Below are 21862 nucleotides of genomic sequence, written 5' to 3'. Positions count from 1 at the left end.
CAATGCGGGCGGAGCTTCGGTTCCGCCCGTTCGTCTAATCGGCCACCTGGCCACCAAGTTCGGCTGCGGCTCGCGGGTGCGGGCATTCCCAAGCGCGGCCCGATCGGGATAATACTATGACATTCTTGCCGACAAATGGGTTTAACCTCGACCTATCAGGATCGTGGACGCTCACTTCAGCCGATGGCGAAGTCACGACATCGATTAAGCTGCCGGGCGATGTGCACACTGCCCTGCATGCCGCCGAGCTCATTCCCGATCCATTTTTCGGCCGCAACGAGGAAGTCGTTCAGTGGGTGGCGCATCGCGACTGGGTGCTCGAGCGTAGCTTCACGCTGTCGGAGCCGGATGGCGACTGGTATCTCGATATCGACTATCTCGATACGGTGGCTGCCGTCTTCATCAACGGCTCGCCGGTTTTGCTCGCAGATAACAGCTTTCGGCGCTATCGACCTGACGTCGGCGGCCAGTTGAAGGCCGGCGAGAATGTTATTCGCGTCGTCCTGCATTCGAGCATTGCGGCCGGCGCCGACCGGCAGGCTAGGCAGCCCTTCTATATTCCCTATTCGACAGGCAATTCGCCTATCCCCAACGGCAACATGCTGCGCAAGCCACAGTGCCATTTCGGCTGGGACTGGAACATCGCGATTGCCCCCCTTGGGCTCTACGGCACGATCGCGTTGCGCAAGCTCGAGACGGCTCGCATCGAGCACGTCACGACGCGGCAGGTGCACAATCTCAACGGTTCCGTGGATCTGCAGGTCAGCGCGACGTTGTTTGCCAAGAACCCCGGCATCGTGCCGGTCCATTTCTCGCTCGATGGTGAGCGCGTTCGTCTCGACGTCGGCGTTGGTGCCGGCGAGACGGTGGTCAATCATGTCTTCGAAATCGACAAGCCGCGGCTCTGGTGGCCGGCGGGCAGCGGCGAGCAGGCGCTATATGCACTGACGGTCGATTTGCCGACGGATGCGGTGACCAAGCAGATCGGCCTTCGCACGGTCGAACTCATCACGACACCCGATGCTGCCGGCAGCCGTTTCGCGTTGAAGGTCAACGGCCGCGAAATCTTCTGCCGCGGTGCCAACTGGATCCCGGCCGACGCGCTTTTCTCGCTGTCGAGCCCTGAGAAGAGCAAGGATCTGCTGCAGTCGGCCAAGGCCGCCAACATGAACATGATCCGCGTCTGGGGCGGCGGCTTTTACGAGCACGACCATTTCTACGATCTGTGCGATCGGCTCGGCCTGGTGATCTGGCAGGACTTCATGTTCGCCTGCAATCTTTATCCCTCAACCGAGGACTTCCTCGACAACGTCACGCTCGAGGTCGACTATCAGGTCCGCCGCCTGAACTCGCATCCGTCGATCGCGCTGTGGTGCGGTGACAACGAGCTGGTCGGCGCACTGACCTGGTTCGAGGAATCACGGAAGGACCGCGACCGCTACCTCGTTTCCTACGACCGCCTCAACCGGACGATCGAGCAGGCGATGAAGAAGGCGGCGCCGGACGCGATCTGGTGGCCGTCGAGCCCGGCGTCCGGCTATCTCGATTTCGGCGATGCCTGGCATGCCGACGGTTCCGGCGACATGCACTACTGGTCGGTCTGGCACGAGAACAAGTCGTTCGACAACTATCGCACGGTGCGCCCGCGCTTCTGCTCGGAGTTCGGCTTCCAGTCCTATACGTCGCTGCCCGTCATCAAGACCTATGCCGACGCCAAGGATATGAACGTCGCGTCGCCGGTCATGGAGCTGCACCAGAAGAATGCCGGCGGCAATGAGCGCATTGCCGGGACGATGTTCCGCTACTTCCGCTTCCCGAAGGATTTCCCGAACTTCGTCTATCTCAGCCAGATCCAGCAGGGTATCGCGATCAAGACGGCGGTGGAATACTGGCGCTCGCTGAAGCCGCATTGCATGGGCACGATCTACTGGCAGCTCAACGACACATGGCCGGTTGCCTCTTGGTCGAGCCTTGATTACGGCGGTCGCTGGAAGGCGATGCACTATCTCGTCAAGCGCTTCTTCCAGCCGGTCGCTGTGGCGGCGATTCCCGATGAGGACAGCAAGACGATCCGCTTTTCGCTGGTCAACGACACGCTGGCCGAAGTCAGCGTCGATCTGTCGATCTCGGTGCTCGACATGAAGGGCGAGCGCAAGCACCTGAAGGATGTTCAGGCGGTCTGCACGCCTGATGCGGCAGTTACCGCCGCAACCATCGACGTGGCGGATCTACCGACGGGTACATTGCTTGCCTGGCGCTTCACGGCGTCGAACGGCATGGGCGGCGAGGGGCACTATGTCCACGGCACCTACAAGGCCTTGGAGCTGGAGCCGGCAGGCCTGATGGTGACGCACGAATATGTCGAGGAGGATGGCTCCGTCTGCCTCAACGTCACCGCCAAGGGACTGGCGCTCTTCGTGATGATCGAGACCGACACCGACGGCAAGTATTCCGACAATGCCTTCGATCTGGCGGCGGGCGAGACGCGCCGCATTACCTTCACCCCGGCCAAGTCGCTGGAGAGCGACGCACTGCCGGACTTCCGTTTCTACGACCTGCAATCCTGCCAGTCCGTGGATTGATCCTGACTGAAATGCAATGGGCACGAGGCCCGAGGAGGAATGATGACGAAACTGAGTTTTCAGCTTTACAGCGCCCGTAACTTCCAGCCCTATTCTGCGATCTTCGAAAAGCTCGGCAAGGCCGGCTATCAGGAAGTCGAAGGCTTTGGCGGCATCTACGCGGATCTCGACGATGCCGGCCTGAAGAGCCTGCGTGCGGAACTCGACAAGAACGGCCTTGTCATGGCCAGCGGACATTTCAGTCCCGATTTCCTCGACGGCGAAGTCAAGAAGTCGCTGAATATTGCCAAGATCCTCGGCATGGACTCGATCTATGCTCCCCACCTGGCGGCCGATCAGCGCCCGACCGATGCTGCCGGCTGGCTGGCATTCGGCAAGCGCCTGCAGGAAATGAGCAAGCCCTACAAGGATGCGGGCTATGAGTTCGGCTGGCACAACCACGATTTTGAGTTCGCGAAGCTTGCCGACGGTTCTCTGCCGATCGAGCGCATCTTCGAAGGCGCGCCTGATATTTCCTGGGAAGCCGATATCGCCTGGGTCGTTCGTGGCGGTGCCGATCCGTTCGCCTGGATCGAAAAGCTCGGGTCTCGGATCACCTCGGCTCATGTCAAGGACATTGCGCTGGCAGGCGAGAACAAGAACGAGGATGGCTGGGCCGATGTCGGCCACGGCACGCTGCCTTGGGCAAAGCTCGTCGCAGCCCTCAAGGGCACCAAGACCAAGCACTACGTCGTCGAGCACGACAACCCGGCTGATGTCGATCGCCTGATCACCCGCTCGATCGCATCCTTCAAGACATACTGAGGCACATCATGACCAAGGAACTTGGCGTCGGCATCATCGGATGCGGCAACATCTCCACCACCTACTTTTCGCTTTCGCCCCTTTTCAAGGGGCTGAAGGTTCTGGCCTGCGCCGATATCAACGTGCAGGCCGCCCAGGCCCGCGCGGAAGAATATGGCGTCAAGGCGCAGACGATCGACGAGCTTCTCGCCAATGACGAGATCGACGTCATCGTCAACCTCACCATCCCCGACGCGCATTTCCCGGTCTCGAAGGCGATCCTCGAAGCCGGCAAGCATGTCTATTCGGAAAAGCCGCTGGTTCTCACCCTCGAGCAGGGTGAAGAGCTGCGCCGCATCGCCAAGGAGAAGAACCTCTCCGTCGGTTGCGCTCCGGATACCTTCCTCGGCGGCGCGCATCAGCTTGCCCGCAAGTACATCGACGAAGGCGGCATCGGCCGCGTCACCTCGGGTGCGTGCTATGTCATGAGCCCGGGCATGGAGATGTGGCATCCAAACCCGGACTTCTTCTTCCTGCCCGGCGGCGGTCCGATCCTCGATCTCGGCCCTTACTACATCGCCAACCTGATCAACCTGATCGGTCCGGTGAAGCGCGTCGGCGCCATGACCTCCATGGCGTCCGACACCCGTACGATCACCAGCCAGCCGCGTCATGGCGAGATCATCCCGGTCAAGACGCCGACGACGATCCAGGCGATCCTCGAATTCGTCAGCGGCGCGACCGTCACGCTGACGGCGAGCTGGGACGTCTGGTCTCACCGCCATGCCAACATGGAGCTCTACGGCACCGACGGTTCGCTCTACGTCCCGGACCCGAACTTTTTCGGCGGTGTCGTCGAGGCCAGCGGCCGCGACAAGGAGATCAAGGCGCTGGACGGCTGGGAGCATCCGTTCGGGATCTTCAACCAGGAAAGCCCGCAGGGACCGCGCGCCAACTACCGCACCGCAGGTCTCGCCGACATGGCGATGGCGATCATCGAGGGCCGCGATGCGCGTTGCTCGCTCGATCGCACGCTGCACGGCGTCGACGTCATGACTTCGATCCTGAAGTCGGGCGAGGAAGGCCGCTTCATCGAGCTGACGACGACCTGCACGCAGCCGGCCGCCCTCGGCATCGAAGAGGCACAGGCGCTCTTGAAGTAAGCGTCCAAAGGACTATGGTCCGGCGCGGGCGACGAGCCCGCGCCTTTTTGCTTAAAGGATCAGAATTATGAGCTGGCAACCGGCTTCCGACCGCTATTCAAAGATGAAGTATAACCGCACGGGCCGTTCAGGCCTGAAGCTGCCGGCCGTCTCCCTCGGCCTCTGGCACAATTTCGGCGGTGACACGCCGCATGACCGCAAGATCGACATGTGCCGCACCGCCTTCGATCTCGGCATCACCCATTTCGACCTCGCCAACAACTACGGCCCGCCTCCTGGCAGAGCCGAGACCGCCTTCGGCGAAATCCTGCGCACCGAATTTTCAGGTCTGCGTGACCAACTGATCATCTCGTCCAAGGCTGGCTACGACATGTGGCCCGGTCCTTACGGCGAGTGGGGCAGCCGCAAGTACCTGATCGCCTCGTGCGACCAGAGCCTGAAGCGCATGGGCCTCGACTATGTCGATATCTTCTATTCGCACCGCTTCGATCCGGATACGCCGCTGGAAGAGACATGCGGCGCACTCGACCATATCGTGCGCTCCGGCCGCGCGCTCTATGTCGGCATCTCGTCCTATAATTCGCAGCGTACCCGTGAGGCGGCAGCGATCCTGAAGGACCTTGGCACGCCTTGCCTGATCCACCAGCCGAGCTATTCGATGCTCAACCGCTGGGTCGAGGACGACAAGCTGCTCGACACGCTCGATGACGTCGGTATGGGCTCGATCGTGTTCTCGCCGCTGGCGCAGGGCATGCTGACGACGAAGTACCTCGGCGGCATCCCTCAGGACAGCCGTGCGGCCCAGAACCACTTCCTGAAGAAGGAGTTCATCCGTCCTCAGATCATCGACAACATCCGCAAGCTCAACGAGATCGCGGAGCGCCGCGGCCAGACGCTGGCACAGATGGCGATCGCCTGGGTGCTGCGTGGCGACCGGGTGACGTCGGCGCTGATCGGCGCCAGCCGCTCGTCGCAAATCGTCGATTGTGTCAAAGCGCTCGACAATCTCGACTTCACGGCCGAGGAACTCAAGGAGATCGATGGCTACGCCCGCGAGGCCGACATCAATCTCTGGGCCAAGTCTGCGGAACGCGAATAAACCGAAGTGCCTGGAACCCACGTTCCGGGCGTTTTTTCTATTGAGTTTTGATGTACGTGCCGCAAGCTGTGTGCGTATTTCAGGGAGGAAATTTCACCAATGATCCGCAACCCGATCCTGCCGGGCTTCAACCCGGATCCATCGATCTGCCGCGTCGGGGACGATTACTATATCGCAACCTCGACCTTCGAATGGTATCCCGGCGTCCAGATCCATCATTCGCGCGATCTCGTGAACTGGACGATGGTGCGGCGGCCGCTCGAGCGTCAGTCGCAGCTCGACATGCGCGGCAATCCCGATAGTTGCGGCGTCTGGGCGCCCTGTCTGTCCTATGCCGATGGGCTGTTCTGGCTGGTTTATACCGACGTCAAGCGCTTCGACGGCAACTTCAAGGATGCGCACAACTACATCGTGACTTCGCCTGATATTGAGGGTGAATGGTCCGAGCCGGTCTACGTGAATTCTTCCGGCTTCGACCCATCACTGTTCCACGATGACGATGGCCGCAAGTGGTTCCTCAACATGCAGTGGAATCAGCGCACCGAGAGCTTCGGCGGTGCGCCGAAGTCGCCGGCGTTCGACGGTATCCTGATGCAGGAATGGGATGCGGTGACGCAATCGCTGAAGGGGCCAATCAAGAACATCTTCGCCGGCAGCCCGCTTGGGCTTGTCGAAGGACCGCATCTCTTCAAGCGCAACGGCTATTACTATCTGACGACGGCCGAGGGCGGCACCGGTTACGATCATGCGGTGACAATGGCCCGTTCGCGCACGATCGACGGTCCCTATGAGATGCACCCGAACAAGCATCTGATTACCTCGAAGGATCATCCCGAAGCCATTCTGCAGCGGGCAGGGCACGGCCAATATGTCGAAACGCCGGATGGTCAGGTCTATCACACGCATCTCTGCGGTCGGCCGATGCCGCCGAAGCGCCGCTGCACGCTCGGTCGCGAAACCAGCCTGCAGAAGTGCGTCTGGAAGGAGGATGGGTGGCTCTATCTTGAAAACGGCACGACCGTCCCAGATGTCACCGTGCCGGGACTGGCTGGTGCCGTGCCCGTCGAGAAGCCGATGCGCAGCGAATACAGCTTCGATGGCGGCAGCCTGCCTGCTGACTTTCAGTGGCTTCGCACGCCGAAGCCGGAGCGCATCTTCAACCTGACCGACCGGGCAGGGCACCTCAGACTGATCGCGCGCGAAAGCATCGGCTCGTGGTTCGAGCAATCTCTCGTCGCCCGTCGCCAGGAGCACCACAGCTTTCGGGCGGAGACGGTCGTCGAGTTCGATCCCGTCACCTACCAGCAGGTTGCCGGCCTGACCCACTATTACAACAGGCACAAGTTCCATGCGATCGGCGTGACCCTGCATGAAAAGCTAGGGCGCTGCGTCACGATCTTTTCCTGTGACGGCGATTACCCACACAGCCGCATCAGCTTCCCGGCAGGCAGCGGCGTCGCCATTCCGGCGGAGGGGCGCGTGCAGCTTTCCATGGAGATCGGGGACAACGACCTGCAGTTCTTCTGGCAGACGGAAGGCAAGGGGGCATGGCAGCCGATCGGTCCCGTGCTCGATGCGGGCGTCGTGTCAGATGAAGGCGGGCGCGGCGAGCACGGCTCGTTTACGGGCGCCTTCGCCGGGGTCTTCGCCTTCGATACGTCGGGCCGCGCAAGAACGGCAGACTTCGACTGGTTCAACTACGAAGAGCTTTGATAGAGGCACCGACATCGCCCGAAAATGCCGGGCGATGTCGCATTTCTTAATTTAGAAGATGCTTTTAAGTGTGTGTTATTATTACAGAAGTTTTACTTAAGTTTCAGTTTCGGTTCATCTTTTTTGGCCTAGGTTCGGGGCGTGTTCAACACGAGGAACCTCCCAATGAAAAAGCTCGCCACCCTCCTTCTTGCCGCTACCGTGATTGCCGCCCCGCTGCTGGCGACGACCGAAGCGAGCGCCCAGGATCATCGTCGGCCCGTTGTCGTGGAGCGACGTTCACGTTAAGAAGTACAAGTGGAGCCGCGGCCATCGCATGACGTCGGCGGAGCGCCGCCATATGCGCGACGTGCGCGATTATCATCGCTACCGCCTGTCGGCTCCGCCGCGCGGCTATCGGTGGGTGCAGGTCGATAACGACTTCCTGCTCATCGGCTCGGTCAACGGCGCGATCGCGAATATCGTCATTCGCTAAGCGGCAACGCCAATATCCGGAAAGGGCGGCTTCGATGCCGCCCTTCTGATTCAATCGGGTGCTTGTTTGCGTGAGTCAAGGAGCCGCTGCACGACGGCGGCCAGCCGACTGATGGCGCCTGCTTCCGCTTCCACTGCTTGCGGCGCAGCCAATCCCTCGATCGGCGCAAGAGGCTGACATTCCTCGCATCGGCAGCGATAGGTTTTGGGAGCTTGTGTCGTCACGCTCCGCGCTCTCCCCAGCTCGCAAAGGGATCCGGCAGCCCGCGCCACTTTTCCGGCGCAAAGGTCTCGTCCGCTACAAGGCAGCCGTCGAGCTGCTGCCGTATCCAGTCCTCGTCCATCGGATCGCTACCGATGAAGACGATCTCTTGCCGGCGGTCACCCCAGACGGGGTCGAGGTAGGGCGACATGGCCTTCAGGAAGCGTTCATCGTCCGGCCATCGCTCACGCGGCACCGACGCCCACCAGAGCCCCATCTTGCCCGTCCGCAGGAGTGCCCCGGCCTGGCTGACTTCACCGACATGGTGCGGGCGCGTCGCCAGCCAGAAGAAGCCTTTCGCTCTGACGACGCCGGGCCAGGCGGTGTCGAAGAAGCGCTGTAGCTTGGCAGGGTCGAAGGGCCGCCTTTCGCGATAGACAAAGGAGCGGATACCGTATTCCTCGGTCTCCGGCATATGTTCGGAGGAGCGGTGCAGCTCCTTGTACCAGAGCGGATGCGTTTCGGCGCGGTCGATGTCGAAGCGTCCCGTTCCGAGCACTTCACCGAGCTCCACTTGGCCGAAGTCGGTCTCGATCAACCTTGCGTCGGGATTGAGCCCGACGATGATCTGGCGCGCGGCCTGACACTCGGCCGGCGTCGCTGTGCCGATCTTGTTGAGGATGATCACATCGGCGAATTCGATCTGCTCGACCAGCAGATCGATGATCGTGCGATTGTCGCCATCGCCTGCGGTTTCGCCGCGATCTGCCAGAAAGTCTGCGGATGCATAGTCCGAGAGCAAGTTCGCGGCATCGACCACCGTCACCATCGTATCGAGCTTGGCGATGTCGGAGAGGCTTGCGCCATTCTCATCGCGGAACTCGAAGGTGGTCGCGACCGGCAGAGGTTCGGCAATACCGGTCGATTCGATTAGGAGATAGTCGAAGCGTCCCTGTTCCGCCAGGTGGCGGACCTCCTTCAGCAGATCGTCACGCAGTGTGCAGCAGATGCAGCCGTTCGTCATCTCCACCAGCTGTTCGTCGGTTCGCGACAGGTTGGCGCCACCGTCTCGCACGAGGGCGGCGTCGATGTTCACCTCGCTCATGTCATTGACGATCACGGCGACCCGCAGAGCCTGCCGGTTTCCAAGGATGTGGTTGAGCAGCGTGGTCTTGCCGGCGCCAAGAAAGCCCGACAACACCGTTACGGGAAGCTTCGTATCCATTCATGCCTCTGAGATGTTATGCAATTACACATCTTGTGCTGAAAAAGGCGGACTGTGAGGTCCGCCTTCGCCACCTCTCAGCTTTCTCGCGAGAGGCAGTCCTTCATGCTATTGGCGATACCGCGCATGAGGTTGAAATAGAGATCTGGTCCAGCGTCGAGCGTGGCTGCCTCCGGATCGAGCACACCGGCCTTCGCCTTGGTTCCCTCGATCACGACATCGACCAATCGCGGCTGGAACTGCGGTTCGGCGAAAACGCAGGTGGCACCGAGTTCGCCGACCTTCTTGTGGATCTCCGCAATGCGTTCCGCGCCGGGGATCGTTTCGGGGCTGACGGTGATCGAGCCGGCGACCCGCACATGATAGCGGTTCTCGAAATACTGGTAGGCATCGTGGAAGACGATGAACGGCTTGTCCCTGACCGGTGACACGATGCCGGTGATTTCCTTGTCCAGCGCGTCGAGCCTGTCGTCCAGCGTCTTGGCGTTGGCCTGGTAGGTGAGGGCGTTGGCAGGGTCGGCCGCGACGAGAGTGGTGGTGATCTCGGCTGCCATCGCCTTGGCATTTTGTGGATCGAGCCAGAGGTGGGTGTCGAAGGCCCCATGATCGTGGTCATGATCGGCGCCCGCATGGGCGGCTTCGTCATGGTCGCCGTCATCGTGCGGCTCGAAAGCGCCGCCTTCCCGGAATTTAAGCTTCGTAAGGCCCGGCGCCTTGCCGAGCTCGGCGACGACGGCATCGGACCCGATCGCCTCCAGAGGCTTCTCCAGAAACGCTTCAAGTCCGGGGCCGACCCAGAACACGACCTTGGCATTCTGAAGCGCGCGCGCGTTCGACGGCTTCATGTTGTAGGTATGCGGCGAGGCGGCGCCGTCGACGATCAGCTCGGGTGTACCGACGCCCTGCATGATAGCCGATACGAGGGAGTGCACCGGTTTGATTGAGGTCACGACGACAGGCGCATCCGCCGTTCTGCCCGCCTCGGCAAACAGCATGGCGGGGACTGCGAGGGTAAGGGCCATCGCGAATTTCATCGGTGTGCTCCGCTTGAATTGCAATTGTAATGTTATTACATCAATTGCGTTATGCTATAACGTGTGCAATAGCAAGTCGCAACAGCACATTCGGAAAAATGATGTTCTCTCCCGCAAATTCCGAAGCGAAGCCATTGGTCTCGCTTTTCAATGTCGGCGTTCGAAGGAACGGCCGCTGGCTCGTGCGCGGTGTGGATTTCTCCGTCTCGCGCGGCGAGATCGTCACGCTGATCGGCCCCAACGGCTCGGGCAAATCGACGACGGTGAAGACGGCGATCGGCGTGCTGAAGCCCGACGAGGGCGAGGTGGAACGCGCCGCCGGCCTCAAGGTCGGCTATGTGCCGCAGAGGCTGGCGATCGATTGGACATTGCCGCTTACCGTTCGCCGGCTGATGACGCTGACCGGTCCGCTCTCCGAGCGTGATATGGCGGCCGCACTCGATGCGGTCGGACTGTCACATATGCTTGGTGCGGAAGTACAGCATCTTTCGGGCGGCGAGTTTCAGCGGGCCTTGATGGCGCGCGCGATCGCCCGCAAGCCCGATCTCCTCGTCCTTGACGAACCCGTCCAGGGCGTCGATTTCTCGGGCGAGATTGCGATCTACGATCTGATCCAATCAATCCGCAACACGACCGGCTGCGGCATCCTGCTGATTTCGCACGACCTGCACGTCGTCATGGCTGCGACGGACACCGTTATCTGCCTCAACGGCCATGTCTGCTGCCGCGGCACGCCGCAGGCCGTAACGCAGAGTGCCGAATATGTCCGGTTGTTCGGTAGCCGCGCGGCGCAGGCACTCGCGGTCTATAGTCATCACCACGATCACACACATCTACCGGATGGCCGGGTGCTGCATTCGGACGGTTCGGTGACCGATCACTGCCATCCCGACGATGGCCACCATGCCGACCACGATGGGCACGACCACACCCATCACGACCACGCCGGCCACGGTCACGACCATACCCATGCCGTCGGTGATCATCATGCGGGTGATCACGGTCATGATCACAACCACGATCATGATCACAGGCAGCCTGCAGGAGAACGCCATGTTTGACGATTTCTTCGTCCGCGCGATCCTTGCCGGCGTCGGGCTGGCGCTGACGACCGGCCCGCTCGGCTGTTTCATCATCTGGCGGCGCATGGCCTATTTCGGCGATACGATCGCCCACTCGGCCTTGCTCGGCGTTGCGCTCTCGCTGCTTCTGCAGTTCAACCTGACGCTTGCCGTCTTCCTCGTCGCCGCGACGGTGTCGATCCTCTTGTTGTTCCTGCAGAAGCGTCAGGCGCTGTCTGCGGATGCGCTGCTCGGGATCCTGTCGCATGCGACGCTGGCGATCGGTCTCGTTATGGTCGCCTTCATGAGCTGGGTGCGCATCGACCTCATCGCTTTTCTGTTCGGCGACATCCTCGCGGTTTCGAAGGCTGATATCGTCATGATCTGGGGTGGCGGCATCCTCGTGCTGGCGGCGATCGCCTGGCTCTGGCGTCCGTTGCTCGCCTCCACCGTCAATCCTGAGCTTGCCGAGGCCGAGGGGCTGCAGCCGGAGCGGGCCCGGCTTTTCTTCATGCTGCTGATGGCCGTCGTCATCGCCATCGCCATGAAGATCGTCGGCATCATGCTGATCACCTCGCTGCTGATCATCCCGGCGGCCGCGGCGCGCCGTTTCGCCTCGACGCCCGAGTTCATGGCCATCTTCGCCTCGCTGATCGGCGCCGTTGCCGTGGTCGGCGGTCTGTTCGGCTCGCTGACCTACGACACGCCCTCCGGCCCGTCGATCGTCGTCGCAGCCCTGATCCTCTTCGTCCTGAGCCTGCTGCCGAAGCGCGGGCGCGGGCGGGCCTTGGAAGGACCACGTTCATGAACGCACCTGCTTTGACCAAAAACCAGGCTCTCGTCTTCGAGGTGCTCGAGAAGGCAGACGGACCGCTCAGCGCCTACACGATCCTCGACAAGCTGCGTGACCACGGCTTTCGTGCGCCGCTGCAGGTCTATCGGGCGCTGGAGAAGCTGCTTGAATATGGTGTCGTGCACCGGCTCGAGAGCATCAACGCCTTCGTCGCCTGCGCGCATCCGGACCAGAACTGCCACAGCCACGGCATCGTCGCCTTCGCTATTTGCGAGAGCTGCGGACATGTCATGGAATTCCATGACCACGAGGTCGATCACCGCCTGATGGATTGGACGCGCCGCAAGAAGTTCAAGGCAGAGAAGACCACGATCGAGATCCGCGGTCTGTGCGAGGCTTGCGCTGCTTAGGCCACGGCGAACTTCCTGCAACCGTGTTCTCGCAATGATTGCCGCCGAAGAGCTGCTGTCCGTCGCTGCCACAACGGCAAAGAAGCAATGGACGGCCATTCGCGACGAGATGACCTACCAGCTGGGGTTCATCGCGCAGAAAACCGCCAAGGTCATGGCGCAGCTTGTGGCAAAGACGATTACCGTCAAGGCCGCAGACCTGACGCTGCATCTTCTCGAACTCGATCTCAACAGCGCGCTGACCGAATTCGAACTCCTCATTTACGCAGCCGCGTAGAAGATTCCTAGTGCCGTCTTCGATCTCGTGAAGACGGCCGAAAAGAACGTGGCCGGCTTGGGTCTGCTATTCTGAAGGTTATAGAGGGCGCAAGTCGCGCGCGAAACGCTGCCAGTTGCCGACGTACTTCTTGGCGGAGCGGCGAAGCCCCGCTATCGCCGTTTCGTCGAGCGTGCGGACCACCCGTGCCGGAGAGCCGACGATCAAGGAATTGTCGAGAAATTCCTTGCCCTCGGTGATCAGGGCATTGGCGCCAACCAGGCAGTTGCGGCCGATTTTGGCGCCGTTGAGCACTGTGGCGCCCATGCCGATCAAGGAGTTGTCACCGATCGTGCAGCCATGGACGATGGCGTGATGACCGATGGTGCAACCCTCGCCGATTGTCACGGGAAAGCCCGGATCCGTGTGCAGCATCGCGCCCTCCTGGATGTTGGTCGCCTTGCCGACGCTGATCGGCTCGTTGTCGCCGCGAAGCACCGCGCCAAACCAGATGCCGACATCCTCAGCGATCGCGACCTGGCCGACGACATGGGCGTCAGGTGCGATCCAGTAGGTGCCTGACGGCGGCAGGTCCGGCGTCAATTCGCCAAGCGCATAGACCGGCATAGCATCTCCCCCTCAGGCCACGTTGATCGACAGCGTGGCGATGCCGTCGATGCCGCAATCGACGCGATCGCCTTTCTTGACAGCGCCGACGCCCGCCGGTGTGCCGGTCATGATGACGTCGCCCGGCGCCAGGATGAAGAGCTTTGACAGTTCGGCGATGATCTCCGGCACTTTCCAGATCATTTGGTTGAGATCGCCATCCTGGACGCGCTTGCCGTTCAAATCCAGCCAGATCCGGCCCGCCGAGGGGTGGCCGAGCTTGCTTGCCGGGACGATCGGCGATACCGGTGCCGAATATTCGAAGGCCTTGGCGACTTCCCACGGACGGCCGAGCTTCTTCGCCTCGGCCTGCAGATCGCGACGCGTGAAATCGATGCCGACGGCGTAGCCGTAGACGCAGTCGAGCGCCTTGTCGGCGGCGATATTCCGGCCGCCAGCCTTTAGCGCCAGCACGCACTCGACCTCGAAATGCACGTCGCTTGACAGAGGCGGATAGGGGAAATCCTTGCCTTCAGGCAGCAGATTGTCGGCATTCTTCTGAAAGAAGAACGGTGGCTCGCGGCTCGGGTCATGCCCCATTTCGATCGCATGGTCAGCATAGTTGCGTCCGACGCAGTAGACGCGGCGCACAGGGAAGAGTTCGGCCGTGCCTTTGACGGGAAGCAAGACAGGTTGCGGAAGCGGGATGACGGTCGCGGGAAGGGACATTGCGAGCTCTTGCTGTTCGTGAGTCCTGGCATCTTAGACGGAAAGCAACCAAAGGGGGAAGCGTGGTTCGTCAAAGCGACAGTCATTGTTGCCTTGCATCCTGACATTGCTGCCCTGCACGGGGAAAACTGGCGTTTCACCCGCCTTTGCGCTATGAGCGCGACATGACGACATCCAATTTCTATGCCGAGGCCTTGAAAACCGGCCGGCCGATCTTCGCGGTTGCGCCGATGATCGACTGGACTGATCGCCATTGCCGCTATTTCCACCGGCAGATCAGCCGCAATGCGCTGCTCTACACGGAAATGGTCGTGGCCGATGCGATTATTCATGGGCCGCGCGAGCGGCTGCTGTCCTTCGATGCAGCCGAACATCCGGTGGCGCTGCAACTCGGTGGGTCGGATCCGGCCAAGCTTGCCGAGGCGGTCCGGATCGCCGCGCCCTACGGCTACGACGAGATCAATCTCAATGTCGGCTGCCCCTCCGATCGGGTGCAGTCTGGCACCTTCGGCGCCTGCCTGATGCTGACGCCGGAGATCGTGGCGGCCTGCGTCAGCGCGATGAAGGCGGTGGCTGACGTGCCGGTCACCGTGAAGTGCCGGATCGGCGTCGACGAGCAGGATCCGGAAACGGCGCTGCCCGATCTTCTCGACCGGGTGCTCGATGCGGGTGCCGATGCGATCTGGATCCACGCCCGCAAGGCCTGGCTGAAGGGCCTGTCGCCGAAGGAGAACCGCGAGATTCCGCCGCTCGACTACGAGATCGTCTACCACATGAAAGAGGCGCGGCCGGATGTCTTCATCGGCGTCAATGGCGGCATCCAGACGCTGGACGAGGCGGCCGATCATCTGAACCACGTCGACGGCATCATGCTTGGCCGCGCAGCCTACCAGAACGCTGCCATTCTTTCCGATGTCGATGATCGCTTTTATGGCGCTACCACCGACCCAGCCGACTGGGGCGAGATCCGCGACCGGATGATGGCCTATGCCGAGCGCCATATCGCCAACGGCGGGCGGCTGCAGCAGGTGGCGCGGCACATGGTCGGGCTGTTTACCGGGCTGCCCGGCGCGCGGCGCTACCGGCAGATCCTGTCGACCGATGCGGTCAAGGCAGGGGCGGGGCCCGAGGTGATCGCAGCCGCCTTTGCGGCGGTGGATTTCGAAGGCGCACGGGAAGCGGTCGGCGCGTAGCTCGAGCCTGCACGATGCGCCGGTGTCCGGCGAGCGGCAGGCGGCGAAGCTGTGCATTGGCTGCTGAGCCAGACTCTGTCCGAGATGGCATTCCCACGCCAGTTAAGGAAAAACAGGCGACACGCCCTTGCGCGGAAGAAGCCTCTTCGCCGTTTGTGTGCACACGCTCCCCTCTCATCTCCAGCGGCTTGGTCCGCACCTGATTCCCCGGTGTGCGGGAATGAAGCGCGGATCTTCGGAGCGAGTATCGCACCGTTGTCGGGAGCGGGGATGTTTGCGTCTGCGACAGCATGTCCGTGGAAGGCCAACGAGAGCTGACCGGAGACGGGTGCAACTGCGGCCGTGGCGTCCAGGTGGGCAGGAGGCATCCGCAAGTGGCACGCCACCTTGCGAGCGTCCTTTGCCGGCGGGTCCGGCCGCCATCCCAGCAAACGAAAACGGCGCCCCTTGCGGAGCGCCGTTCCATCCTGCCGAAACAGGAAACTTGGATTAGTTGGCCGAGATGTTGACGGCCTTCGGGCCCTTGCCCATGCGATCCGGTTCGGTGTCGAAGGTGACCTGCTGGCCTTCGCGCAGCGACTGGATGCCAGAAGCCTGCAGCGCGGAGATGTGGACGAAAACGTCCTTTGCGCCGCCTTCCGGCGTGATGAAACCAAAACCCTTGTCCTGGTTGAAGAATTTTACGGTGCCCTTGGTGGCCATTGGGATAGTCCTTTTCCCTTAGTCTGTCTGGTATCCATCCCCCCGAGAGGAAATGGACGGCTTTAGCTTTCGCGCGCTCTCATCGAAAAATCAACGCACGAAGGGTCAGTCGAGTAGTTCACGAACGGGGAAAGAACGTCTACGCACGCAGGTGTCCCCCACGCTGCCTTCCTGCCGGAAGGCGTTACCACATCAGTCCAGTCACCGGCATGCAAATGCCCGAGAGCCGCATTTGGTGACAGCATTCGAAGCAAAAGGCAAGCGGCAATATTGTGGCATGCGATTCTACGTACCGGGAATGGCCAAAGATTCAGACACTTGACGAATGGTAACCATGCACCGCCGCGGCTGTCCCATTTCCGGAAACTGTGCCGGAACGGCACCGCCGCGGCGCCCTCCCTTCCTCGGGCGTACCTGCAAGGAGGTGCAATCCTAACGGGCAGCCGCGCCGCCGAGCTTGTGCTGCACGAAATCGGCGCTGCCGCGGACATGCGACACCACCGGCTTGCCGCCGGCATCGGCGACGGCATAGGCGATGATGGTGACATCTTCCTCGAAGGCGGAGACGTAGAGGACCTGCGCCGGATTGACATAGATCGCGTTGTTGTGGGTGTTCTTGAAGCCTACGAATGCCATGCATGTCTCCTTTCGCATTGCCGGGGCAGATATGCCATGCAGGGGTTGACGCAAGTTTAATGGGATGCGGCGCGGCTGGCATGGCGGCCGGACAGCGGACATCTCTAAAGGCACGACTATTCCGGCCATGACAAAGGGCTCACTCCGATTCTTTTTTGATTATGGCGCCCGCGGCTGCTTGTGGGCGGGTGACGAAGCCACCCGATCCAAATTGGGCGTCGGACCGCTTGATGCCACCGTTTATGATCTTCAAGGGCACATTGCAGTGCCTCCCCGAATTTCATTATTTCGCAAGGTTCACTCGCTCATCAGTCGTCTCGAACAAGAATATGCTAGTTACCTCAACCCATTCTACCCGCCTGGCCCGAGTCTTTGGACACAAGCCAAGTGCGAGCGCTTCAATGACAATGTGGACCAGCTTCTGGTATCGCTTCGGGGAGAGTTGGGGGCCGAATTCGTGATGGCAGATGAGCAGAAACGCCATACCGAGGTCCCGACCCTTGGCGAATTCCTCGCCGCGAATCCCAATCAGAAGCCGATGCGCTAGCATTAGATCGAATGTCCGCAATGGGTGCCAATGGCGGCCTCTGAAATATATCTCCAATCAATCCGCGCACTGGAATTCCATCTTAATTTCCGCGCGCATTCTCTTATTGTTATAGAACGGCAATTGTTGTTTTTTGTGATTTTTTATCTCCGGATAATATTTCTTGGCGCTTCTATCAGACAAGGGCAATCGGTGCTATTTAAGCCGCACTAAGCGCTGTGCCGCAGAAAGATCCCCATGACATACCGGCCGCTTCGTGATCGCGTTGTCATCCGACGCGCCGAAGATGATACCCAATACGAGGGCAGGATTTCCGATACCGCATAGGAAGAACCCAGGAAGGCGGGGTGATGTGCATCAATCACGCCCCAGGACGAAAGCGGAAAGCTCAATTTCAAGACGGAAAGGATCGAACCAATGGCCAAGGGACAAATGAGAAGCAACCGCGAGACGCGGAAGCCTAAACAGGAAAAGTCGCCGGTGAAGGTCGAGGCGACCTTCGCCAATCAGGTCAAGGACGCGACGAAAAGCAGCCCAGGCGGCAAGCACAAAAGATGAAGCCAAAGGGAAACGCGCCAGGCGGCCGAGCGCCGTTTGTCAAGCGAGCGTCCCCACGCCAACATTCCGAACCTCAGGACATCCAGCAACGATGAACTCTTTTTATGCGATCTATCGCTTCGACTACCCGCTTTTCCTCATTAAATCTGGGGTCGCAATCGCCCTTGTCTCCTCGACATTCATTGCCATGCGCGGAACTATTCTTTGATCGATGCTCTTCACCGCGACCTAAGCCCACCCCTTTCCGACGAAAAGGCTTGGCTCAAGATCATCGCCAATTATCGCCAACCGCATCTCAAACGCAGTGTTTTTGAACTTGCAGTAACGGCCATTCCATTTGCGTTTTGCTGGGCTGGTGCCGTGGCAGCGGTTCACTACGGCTTCTGGGCCGGGCTGGTTCTGATCGTTCCCGCAGCCGCCTTTCTGCTTCGCTTGTTTATGATCCAGCACGATTGCGGCCACGGCTCCTTTTTTGCGCGTCGGCGCATCGACGATTGGACGGGCCGCGTGATCGGTGTCCTGACGCTTACGCCCTATGATTACTGGCGCCGAGCGCATGCGGAGCATCATGCCTTGGCGGGAAATCTCGAGGGGCGCGGCATTGGCGACATAACAACGCTGACGGTATCGGAATATGACCGCCGTTCCTGGACCGGTCGGCTTAGCTATCGCCTGTACAGGCATCCGGCAGTCATGTTCGGCATCGGCCCGGCATGGCTGTTCCTGTTCAAGCAGCGGCTACCCTTCGGCATGATGCGATCGGGTTCCTTGCCCTGGATATCCACCATGGCGACAAATCTGGCGATCGCGCTTATCTCCGCAACATTGATGTGGGCAATCGGAATCCTGCCCTTCCTGCTGGTGCATCTGCCTGTCGCCTTACTGGCCGCAACCGCAGGCATCTGGCTCTTCTACGTGCAACATCAGTTTGAAGAAACCCATTGGTCAAGAGAACCGGAATGGCAATTTCCACATGCGGCCCTTCACGGTGCATCGCATTACGACCTGCCGCTGGCCCTTCGCTGGATCACTGGCAACATCGGTATCCATCACGTTCACCACCTGTCGAGCAGGGTGCCCTATTACAGGCTTCCGGAAGTGCTGAGAGACCACCCGGCATTGGCCGGCATTGGCCGCATCACCATGATGGAGAGCCTGCGCTGTGTAAAACTGGTTCTGTGGGATGAGCACAGCCGACGCCTGATCTCATTTCGCGACGCCGCAAAGCTGCGGCGCGCGCAGTAGTCTGGTCGAACGTATCGTTCGGAGCGGATCGGGCTTCAAATGGTTGAAGGTCGCGGCGCCGGCCTCCTTACCAGCGGATTTGCCAGATACACTGAAGCATGCTCCGGCCGCTGTAGATGCGTTGGGTCGGATGGCCTGCATTGGCCGTAAGCGGTCGTTGCGTCTACCGCCCCGGCCGCCCCGTCTTCCCCTTCGTGCGCCCCTTGCGGCGTTGTTCTGCCGGATCCTCATAGCTCCCAACCCCCGTCTTGCCGCGCACCAGCGGGCGGACGTCGTCGGTCTGCTGTTCCAGCGGCGGCGAGACGCGCTTCTTCGTGCCGATCGATTCCCCTGGCTTCTCCGGCAGCTGGCCGGCGACCGGTTTTTCTGTGCGGCCGACGGTCATTTCGTCGAGGGAGTTCCGGCGGAAGAGGCTCTTGCCCGCGGGCTCGGCTATGTCGCGGCCCATTTCGTCGAGGTCAGGCTTGCGGAATAGCGGCGTCGCGCTGTCGGTGCCCGGCCCCATGTCCTCGAGGGTGGGTTTGGCGAAGTAGGAGGTTCCTCGCCCGCCCTCGCGGTTCGAGGCTCCGCCCTTCGGGCTCCGCACCTCACCATGAGGGCTACCCGCCGCGGTCGCAGCTCCGTCCGCATCCTGAGGTGGGCGCGTAGCGCCCCTCGAAGGACGAGGGCGGCCGCCTTCCAGCGCCTTCGACTCTTCTCGCGCCATTGGATCGTCCATGACGGCGAGTTCGGCGGCCTTGAGCCGCTTGATCTCGTCGCGCAGGCGGGCGGCCTTTTCGAAGTCGAGGTCGGCGGCGGCGTCGCGCATCTGCTTTTCCAGCGCGTTGAGATGCGCCTGCAGGTTGCCGCCGACGAGGTTGCCGCCGTCTGCAAAGCCCTTGCCCGAGGCGCCTGATATGTCGGCGCGGACGTGGTCGCGCTCGTAGACCGAGTCGAGAATATCGGAGATCTTCGCCTTGACGCTCTCCGGCGTAATGCCGTGTTCGGCATTGTAGGCCATCTGCTTTTCGCGGCGGCGGGTGGTTTCCTCCATCGCCCGCTTCATTGAGCCGGTGACGTTGTCGGCATAGAGGATGACCTTGCCGTCGACGTTACGCGCGGCGCGGCCGATGGTCTGGACCAACGACGTTTCGGAGCGGAGAAAACCTTCCTTGTCGGCGTCGAGGATCGCAACGAAGCCGCATTCGGGAATGTCGAGGCCTTCGCGCAAGAGGTTGATGCCGACGAGCACGTCGAAGGCGCCGAGGCGCAGATCGCGGATGATCTCGATGCGCTCCAGCGTGTCGATGTCGGAGTGCATGTAGCGTACGCGCACGCCCTGCTCGTGCAGGTATTCGGTGAGGTCCTCGGCCATGCGCTTGGTCAGCACGGTGCAGAGGGTGCGGTAGCCCTTGGCCGCCGTCTCGCGGATCTCACCGAGCACGTCGTCGACCTGGCTGCGGGCGGAGCGGACTTCGACGGGCGGATCGATCAGGCCGGTCGGACGGATGACCTGCTCGGCGAAGACGCCGCCGGACTGTTCCATCTCCCAACCGCCCGGCGTTGCCGAGACGGCGATTGTGTCGGGGCGCATGGCGTCCCACTCCTCGAAGCGCAGCGGCCGGTTATCCATACAGGAGGGCAGGCGGAAGCCGTATTCGGCGAGCGTCGCCTTGCGGCGGAAGTCGCCGCGGTACATGCCCCCGATCTGCGGCACGGTGACGTGGCTCTCGTCGATGAAGACGATGGCGTTGTCGGGCACGTATTCGAAGAGCGTCGGCGGCGGATCGCCGGGGTCGCGGCCGGTCAGGTAGCGCGAATAGTTCTCGATGCCCTGGCAGGAGCCGGTGGCTTCGAGCATTTCGAGATCGTAGCGGGTGCGCTGCTCCAGGCGCTGGGCTTCCAAGAGGCGGCCGGCCTTTTCCAGTTCGACCAGGCGGCGCTTCAGTTCCTCCTTGATCGACTTGATGGCGGCGTTCAGTGTCGGGCGCGGGGTGACGTAGTGCGAGTTGGCGTAGATCTTCACCGATTTGAGGTCGCCGGTCTTCTGGCCGGTCAGCGGGTCGAATTCGGTGATGGCGTCGATCTCGTCGCCGAACATGCTTATGCGCCAGGCCGCATCTTCCAGATGGGCCGGGAAGATTTCGATGGTGTCGCCGCGCACGCGAAAAGAGCCACGCTGGAAATCCATGTCGCGGCGCTTGTATTGCTGGGCGACGAGGTCGGCGAGCAGCTGGCGCTGATCGAGGCGGTCGCCGACATTCATCTGGAAGGTCATGGCGGTATAGGTTTCGACCGAACCGATACCGTAGATGCAGGAGACGGAGGCGACGATGATGCAGTCGTCGCGTTCCAGCAGCGAGCGCGTCGCCGAGTGGCGCATGCGGTCGATCTGCTCGTTGATCGAGGACTCCTTCTCGATATAGGTGTCGGAGCGCGGGACGTAAGCTTCCGGCTGGTAGTAGTCGTAGTAGGAGACGAAGTACTCGACCGCGTTGTCGGGGAAGAAGTTCTTGAACTCGGAATAGAGCTGGGCGGCGAGCGTCTTGTTCGGCGCGAGGATCAGCGCCGGGCGCTGCGTCTGCTCGATTACCTTGGCCATGGTGAAGGTCTTGCCGGAGCCTGTGACGCCGAGCAGCACCTGGGAACGATCGCCGTTCTCCAGGCCCTCGACGAGGTCCTTGATGGCGGTCGGCTGGTCGCCGGCGGGTTGGTATTCCGAGTCCATGCGGATCGAGATGCCGCCCTCGGACTTCTCCGGCCGGGCAGGGCGGTGGGGCGTCCAGATCTTGCCGTTCTTGTGCAGCGGGTTGCCGCTCTCGATCAGCGCCGACAAAGCCTCGACCGTGGCGGTGACGGCGGTGCCAGCCTG

General features: G+C 61.4%; 20 protein-coding genes and 1 pseudogene. 14 read left to right on the top strand and 7 right to left on the bottom strand.

The window, feature by feature from the left end; all coding sequences use genetic code 11:
- The first annotated feature begins 116 nt into the window (after nucleotides 1-116).
- The 6 genes and pseudogenes from PMI09_RS01940 (at nucleotide 117) to PMI09_RS01915 (ending at nucleotide 7815) form a co-directional block, all read left to right on the top strand.
- Entirely contained in the window at nucleotides 117-2582 is a 2466-nt protein-coding gene (locus tag PMI09_RS01940; protein ID WP_007788332.1) for a beta-mannosidase, read from the top strand.
- A 42-nt stretch (nucleotides 2583-2624) separates the two neighbouring features.
- Nucleotides 2625-3386 (top strand): sugar phosphate isomerase/epimerase family protein, encoded by a 762-nt coding sequence (locus PMI09_RS01935; RefSeq protein WP_007788331.1) that lies wholly within the window; start codon nucleotides 2625-2627, stop codon nucleotides 3384-3386.
- 8 nt (nucleotides 3387-3394) lie between these two features.
- Nucleotides 3395-4528 carry a Gfo/Idh/MocA family protein gene (locus PMI09_RS01930; RefSeq protein ID WP_007788330.1) on the top strand — a complete coding sequence of 378 codons (1134 nt, stop codon included), beginning with the start codon at nucleotides 3395-3397 and terminating at the stop codon, nucleotides 4526-4528.
- Nucleotides 4529-4595: 67 nt separating this feature from the next.
- Nucleotides 4596-5627, top strand: a complete 1032-nt coding sequence (gene mgrA / locus PMI09_RS01925) for an L-glyceraldehyde 3-phosphate reductase (RefSeq protein ID WP_007788329.1) — start codon at nucleotides 4596-4598, stop codon at nucleotides 5625-5627.
- A 99-nt stretch (nucleotides 5628-5726) separates the two neighbouring features.
- Nucleotides 5727-7340 (top strand): glycoside hydrolase family 43 protein, encoded by a 1614-nt coding sequence (locus PMI09_RS01920; protein WP_007788328.1) that lies wholly within the window; start codon nucleotides 5727-5729, stop codon nucleotides 7338-7340.
- 165 nt (nucleotides 7341-7505) lie between these two features.
- Nucleotides 7506-7815 (top strand): annotated as a pseudogene (locus PMI09_RS01915) (RcnB family protein).
- A gap of 220 nt (nucleotides 7816-8035) precedes the next feature.
- On the opposite strand, the gene zigA reads toward PMI09_RS01915, so the two are convergent.
- Both zigA and PMI09_RS01905 read right to left on the bottom strand, forming a co-directional pair.
- Nucleotides 8036-9241 (bottom strand): zinc metallochaperone GTPase ZigA, encoded by a 1206-nt coding sequence (gene zigA, locus PMI09_RS01910; RefSeq protein ID WP_007788323.1) that lies wholly within the window; start codon nucleotides 9239-9241, stop codon nucleotides 8036-8038.
- 77 nt (nucleotides 9242-9318) lie between these two features.
- Complete coding sequence (locus PMI09_RS01905) at nucleotides 9319-10275, bottom strand: zinc ABC transporter substrate-binding protein (protein ID WP_007788321.1); 957 nt, start codon at nucleotides 10273-10275, stop codon at nucleotides 9319-9321.
- 101 nt (nucleotides 10276-10376) lie between these two features.
- Between PMI09_RS01905 and PMI09_RS01900 the strand changes: the two genes are divergently transcribed.
- The 4 genes from PMI09_RS01900 to PMI09_RS01885 are packed head-to-tail and all read left to right on the top strand — an operon-like array spanning nucleotide 10377 to nucleotide 12816.
- Complete coding sequence (locus PMI09_RS01900) at nucleotides 10377-11336, top strand: ATP-binding cassette domain-containing protein (protein WP_007788319.1); 960 nt, start codon at nucleotides 10377-10379, stop codon at nucleotides 11334-11336.
- On the top strand, nucleotides 11329-12144 hold the full coding sequence (znuB, locus tag PMI09_RS01895) for a zinc ABC transporter permease subunit ZnuB (RefSeq protein ID WP_007788317.1): 816 nt from the start codon (nucleotides 11329-11331) through the stop codon (nucleotides 12142-12144). Before PMI09_RS01900 ends, znuB begins: the two co-directional genes overlap by 8 nt.
- Nucleotides 12141-12539, top strand: a complete 399-nt coding sequence (locus tag PMI09_RS01890) for a Fur family transcriptional regulator (protein WP_007788315.1) — start codon at nucleotides 12141-12143, stop codon at nucleotides 12537-12539. Before znuB ends, PMI09_RS01890 begins: the two co-directional genes overlap by 4 nt.
- 34 nt (nucleotides 12540-12573) lie before the next feature.
- On the top strand, nucleotides 12574-12816 hold the full coding sequence (locus PMI09_RS01885) for a hypothetical protein (protein WP_007788313.1): 243 nt from the start codon (nucleotides 12574-12576) through the stop codon (nucleotides 12814-12816).
- A 78-nt stretch (nucleotides 12817-12894) separates the two neighbouring features.
- Here PMI09_RS01885 and PMI09_RS01880 read toward each other — a convergent pair whose 3' ends face one another.
- Together PMI09_RS01880 and PMI09_RS01875 are read right to left on the bottom strand one after the other, a co-directional pair.
- Nucleotides 12895-13422, bottom strand: coding sequence for a gamma carbonic anhydrase family protein (locus PMI09_RS01880; RefSeq protein ID WP_007788311.1), 528 nt, complete (start codon nucleotides 13420-13422; stop codon nucleotides 12895-12897).
- Between the two features lie 12 nt (nucleotides 13423-13434).
- Nucleotides 13435-14130, bottom strand: a complete 696-nt coding sequence (locus PMI09_RS01875; RefSeq protein ID WP_007788310.1) for a fumarylacetoacetate hydrolase family protein — start codon at nucleotides 14128-14130, stop codon at nucleotides 13435-13437.
- Between the two features lie 194 nt (nucleotides 14131-14324).
- Here PMI09_RS01875 and dusA point away from each other — a divergent pair, with 194 nt between their 5' ends.
- Nucleotides 14325-15323 (top strand): tRNA dihydrouridine(20/20a) synthase DusA, encoded by a 999-nt coding sequence (gene dusA / locus PMI09_RS01870; protein WP_193385377.1) that lies wholly within the window; start codon nucleotides 14325-14327, stop codon nucleotides 15321-15323.
- A 489-nt stretch (nucleotides 15324-15812) separates the two neighbouring features.
- On the opposite strand, the gene PMI09_RS01865 is transcribed toward dusA, so the two are convergent.
- On the bottom strand, nucleotides 15813-16025 hold the full coding sequence (locus tag PMI09_RS01865) for a cold-shock protein (protein WP_007533154.1): 213 nt from the start codon (nucleotides 16023-16025) through the stop codon (nucleotides 15813-15815).
- Nucleotides 16026-16457: 432 nt separating this feature from the next.
- Nucleotides 16458-16661 carry a hypothetical protein gene (locus tag PMI09_RS01860; RefSeq protein WP_007788307.1) on the bottom strand — a complete coding sequence of 68 codons (204 nt, stop codon included), beginning with the start codon at nucleotides 16659-16661 and terminating at the stop codon, nucleotides 16458-16460.
- A 127-nt stretch (nucleotides 16662-16788) separates the two neighbouring features.
- On the opposite strand from PMI09_RS01860, the gene PMI09_RS31150 reads away from it, so the two are divergent.
- The 3 genes from PMI09_RS31150 to PMI09_RS01850 all read left to right on the top strand — a co-directional run bounded on the left by PMI09_RS31150 (nucleotide 16789) and on the right by PMI09_RS01850 (nucleotide 19011).
- On the top strand, nucleotides 16789-17208 hold the full coding sequence (locus tag PMI09_RS31150) for a hypothetical protein (protein ID WP_007788306.1): 420 nt from the start codon (nucleotides 16789-16791) through the stop codon (nucleotides 17206-17208).
- A gap of 417 nt (nucleotides 17209-17625) precedes the next feature.
- Nucleotides 17626-17766: a hypothetical protein gene (locus tag PMI09_RS31630; RefSeq protein ID WP_007788304.1), complete on the top strand. Its 141-nt coding sequence runs from the start codon at nucleotides 17626-17628 to the stop codon at nucleotides 17764-17766.
- 204 nt (nucleotides 17767-17970) lie between these two features.
- The gene (locus PMI09_RS01850) at nucleotides 17971-19011 is read left to right on the top strand and encodes a fatty acid desaturase (protein ID WP_007788302.1); all 1041 of its coding nucleotides are present in this window, start codon (nucleotides 17971-17973) and stop codon (nucleotides 19009-19011) included.
- Between the two features lie 163 nt (nucleotides 19012-19174).
- Here PMI09_RS01850 and uvrB read toward each other — a convergent pair.
- Nucleotides 19175-21862: excinuclease ABC subunit UvrB (gene uvrB, locus PMI09_RS01845; protein ID WP_007788301.1), on the bottom strand; the 2688-nt coding region annotated here is incomplete at its 5' end.

Source organism: Rhizobium sp. CF122, from assembly GCF_000282035.1.
Classification (GTDB): Bacteria; Pseudomonadota; Alphaproteobacteria; order Rhizobiales; family Rhizobiaceae; genus Rhizobium.
This window is presented reverse-complemented; position numbering and strand designations above follow the sequence as displayed.

Excerpts from the sequence above, each read along its gene's own strand:
- PMI09_RS01940 (WP_007788332.1), top strand. The coding sequence starts at position 117 with ATGACATTCTTGCCGACAAATGGGTTTAACCTCGACCTATCAGGATCG.
- PMI09_RS01935 (WP_007788331.1), top strand. The coding sequence starts at position 2,625 with ATGACGAAACTGAGTTTTCAGCTTTACAGCGCCCGTAACTTCCAGCCC.
- PMI09_RS01930 (WP_007788330.1), top strand. The coding sequence starts at position 3,395 with ATGACCAAGGAACTTGGCGTCGGCATCATCGGATGCGGCAACATCTCC.
- mgrA (WP_007788329.1), top strand. The coding sequence starts at position 4,596 with ATGAGCTGGCAACCGGCTTCCGACCGCTATTCAAAGATGAAGTATAAC.
- PMI09_RS01920 (WP_007788328.1), top strand. The coding sequence starts at position 5,727 with ATGATCCGCAACCCGATCCTGCCGGGCTTCAACCCGGATCCATCGATC.
- zigA (WP_007788323.1), bottom strand. The coding sequence starts at position 9,241 with ATGGATACGAAGCTTCCCGTAACGGTGTTGTCGGGCTTTCTTGGCGCC.
- PMI09_RS01905 (WP_007788321.1), bottom strand. The coding sequence starts at position 10,275 with ATGAAATTCGCGATGGCCCTTACCCTCGCAGTCCCCGCCATGCTGTTT.
- PMI09_RS01900 (WP_007788319.1), top strand. The coding sequence starts at position 10,377 with ATGTTCTCTCCCGCAAATTCCGAAGCGAAGCCATTGGTCTCGCTTTTC.
- znuB (WP_007788317.1), top strand. The coding sequence starts at position 11,329 with ATGTTTGACGATTTCTTCGTCCGCGCGATCCTTGCCGGCGTCGGGCTG.
- PMI09_RS01890 (WP_007788315.1), top strand. The coding sequence starts at position 12,141 with ATGAACGCACCTGCTTTGACCAAAAACCAGGCTCTCGTCTTCGAGGTG.
- PMI09_RS01885 (WP_007788313.1), top strand. The coding sequence starts at position 12,574 with ATGATTGCCGCCGAAGAGCTGCTGTCCGTCGCTGCCACAACGGCAAAG.
- PMI09_RS01880 (WP_007788311.1), bottom strand. The coding sequence starts at position 13,422 with ATGCCGGTCTATGCGCTTGGCGAATTGACGCCGGACCTGCCGCCGTCA.
- PMI09_RS01875 (WP_007788310.1), bottom strand. The coding sequence starts at position 14,130 with ATGTCCCTTCCCGCGACCGTCATCCCGCTTCCGCAACCTGTCTTGCTT.
- PMI09_RS01865 (WP_007533154.1), bottom strand. The coding sequence starts at position 16,025 with ATGGCCACCAAGGGCACCGTAAAATTCTTCAACCAGGACAAGGGTTTT.
- PMI09_RS01860 (WP_007788307.1), bottom strand. The coding sequence starts at position 16,661 with ATGGCATTCGTAGGCTTCAAGAACACCCACAACAACGCGATCTATGTC.
- PMI09_RS31150 (WP_007788306.1), top strand. The coding sequence starts at position 16,789 with ATGACAAAGGGCTCACTCCGATTCTTTTTTGATTATGGCGCCCGCGGC.
- PMI09_RS31630 (WP_007788304.1), top strand. The coding sequence starts at position 17,626 with ATGGCCAAGGGACAAATGAGAAGCAACCGCGAGACGCGGAAGCCTAAA.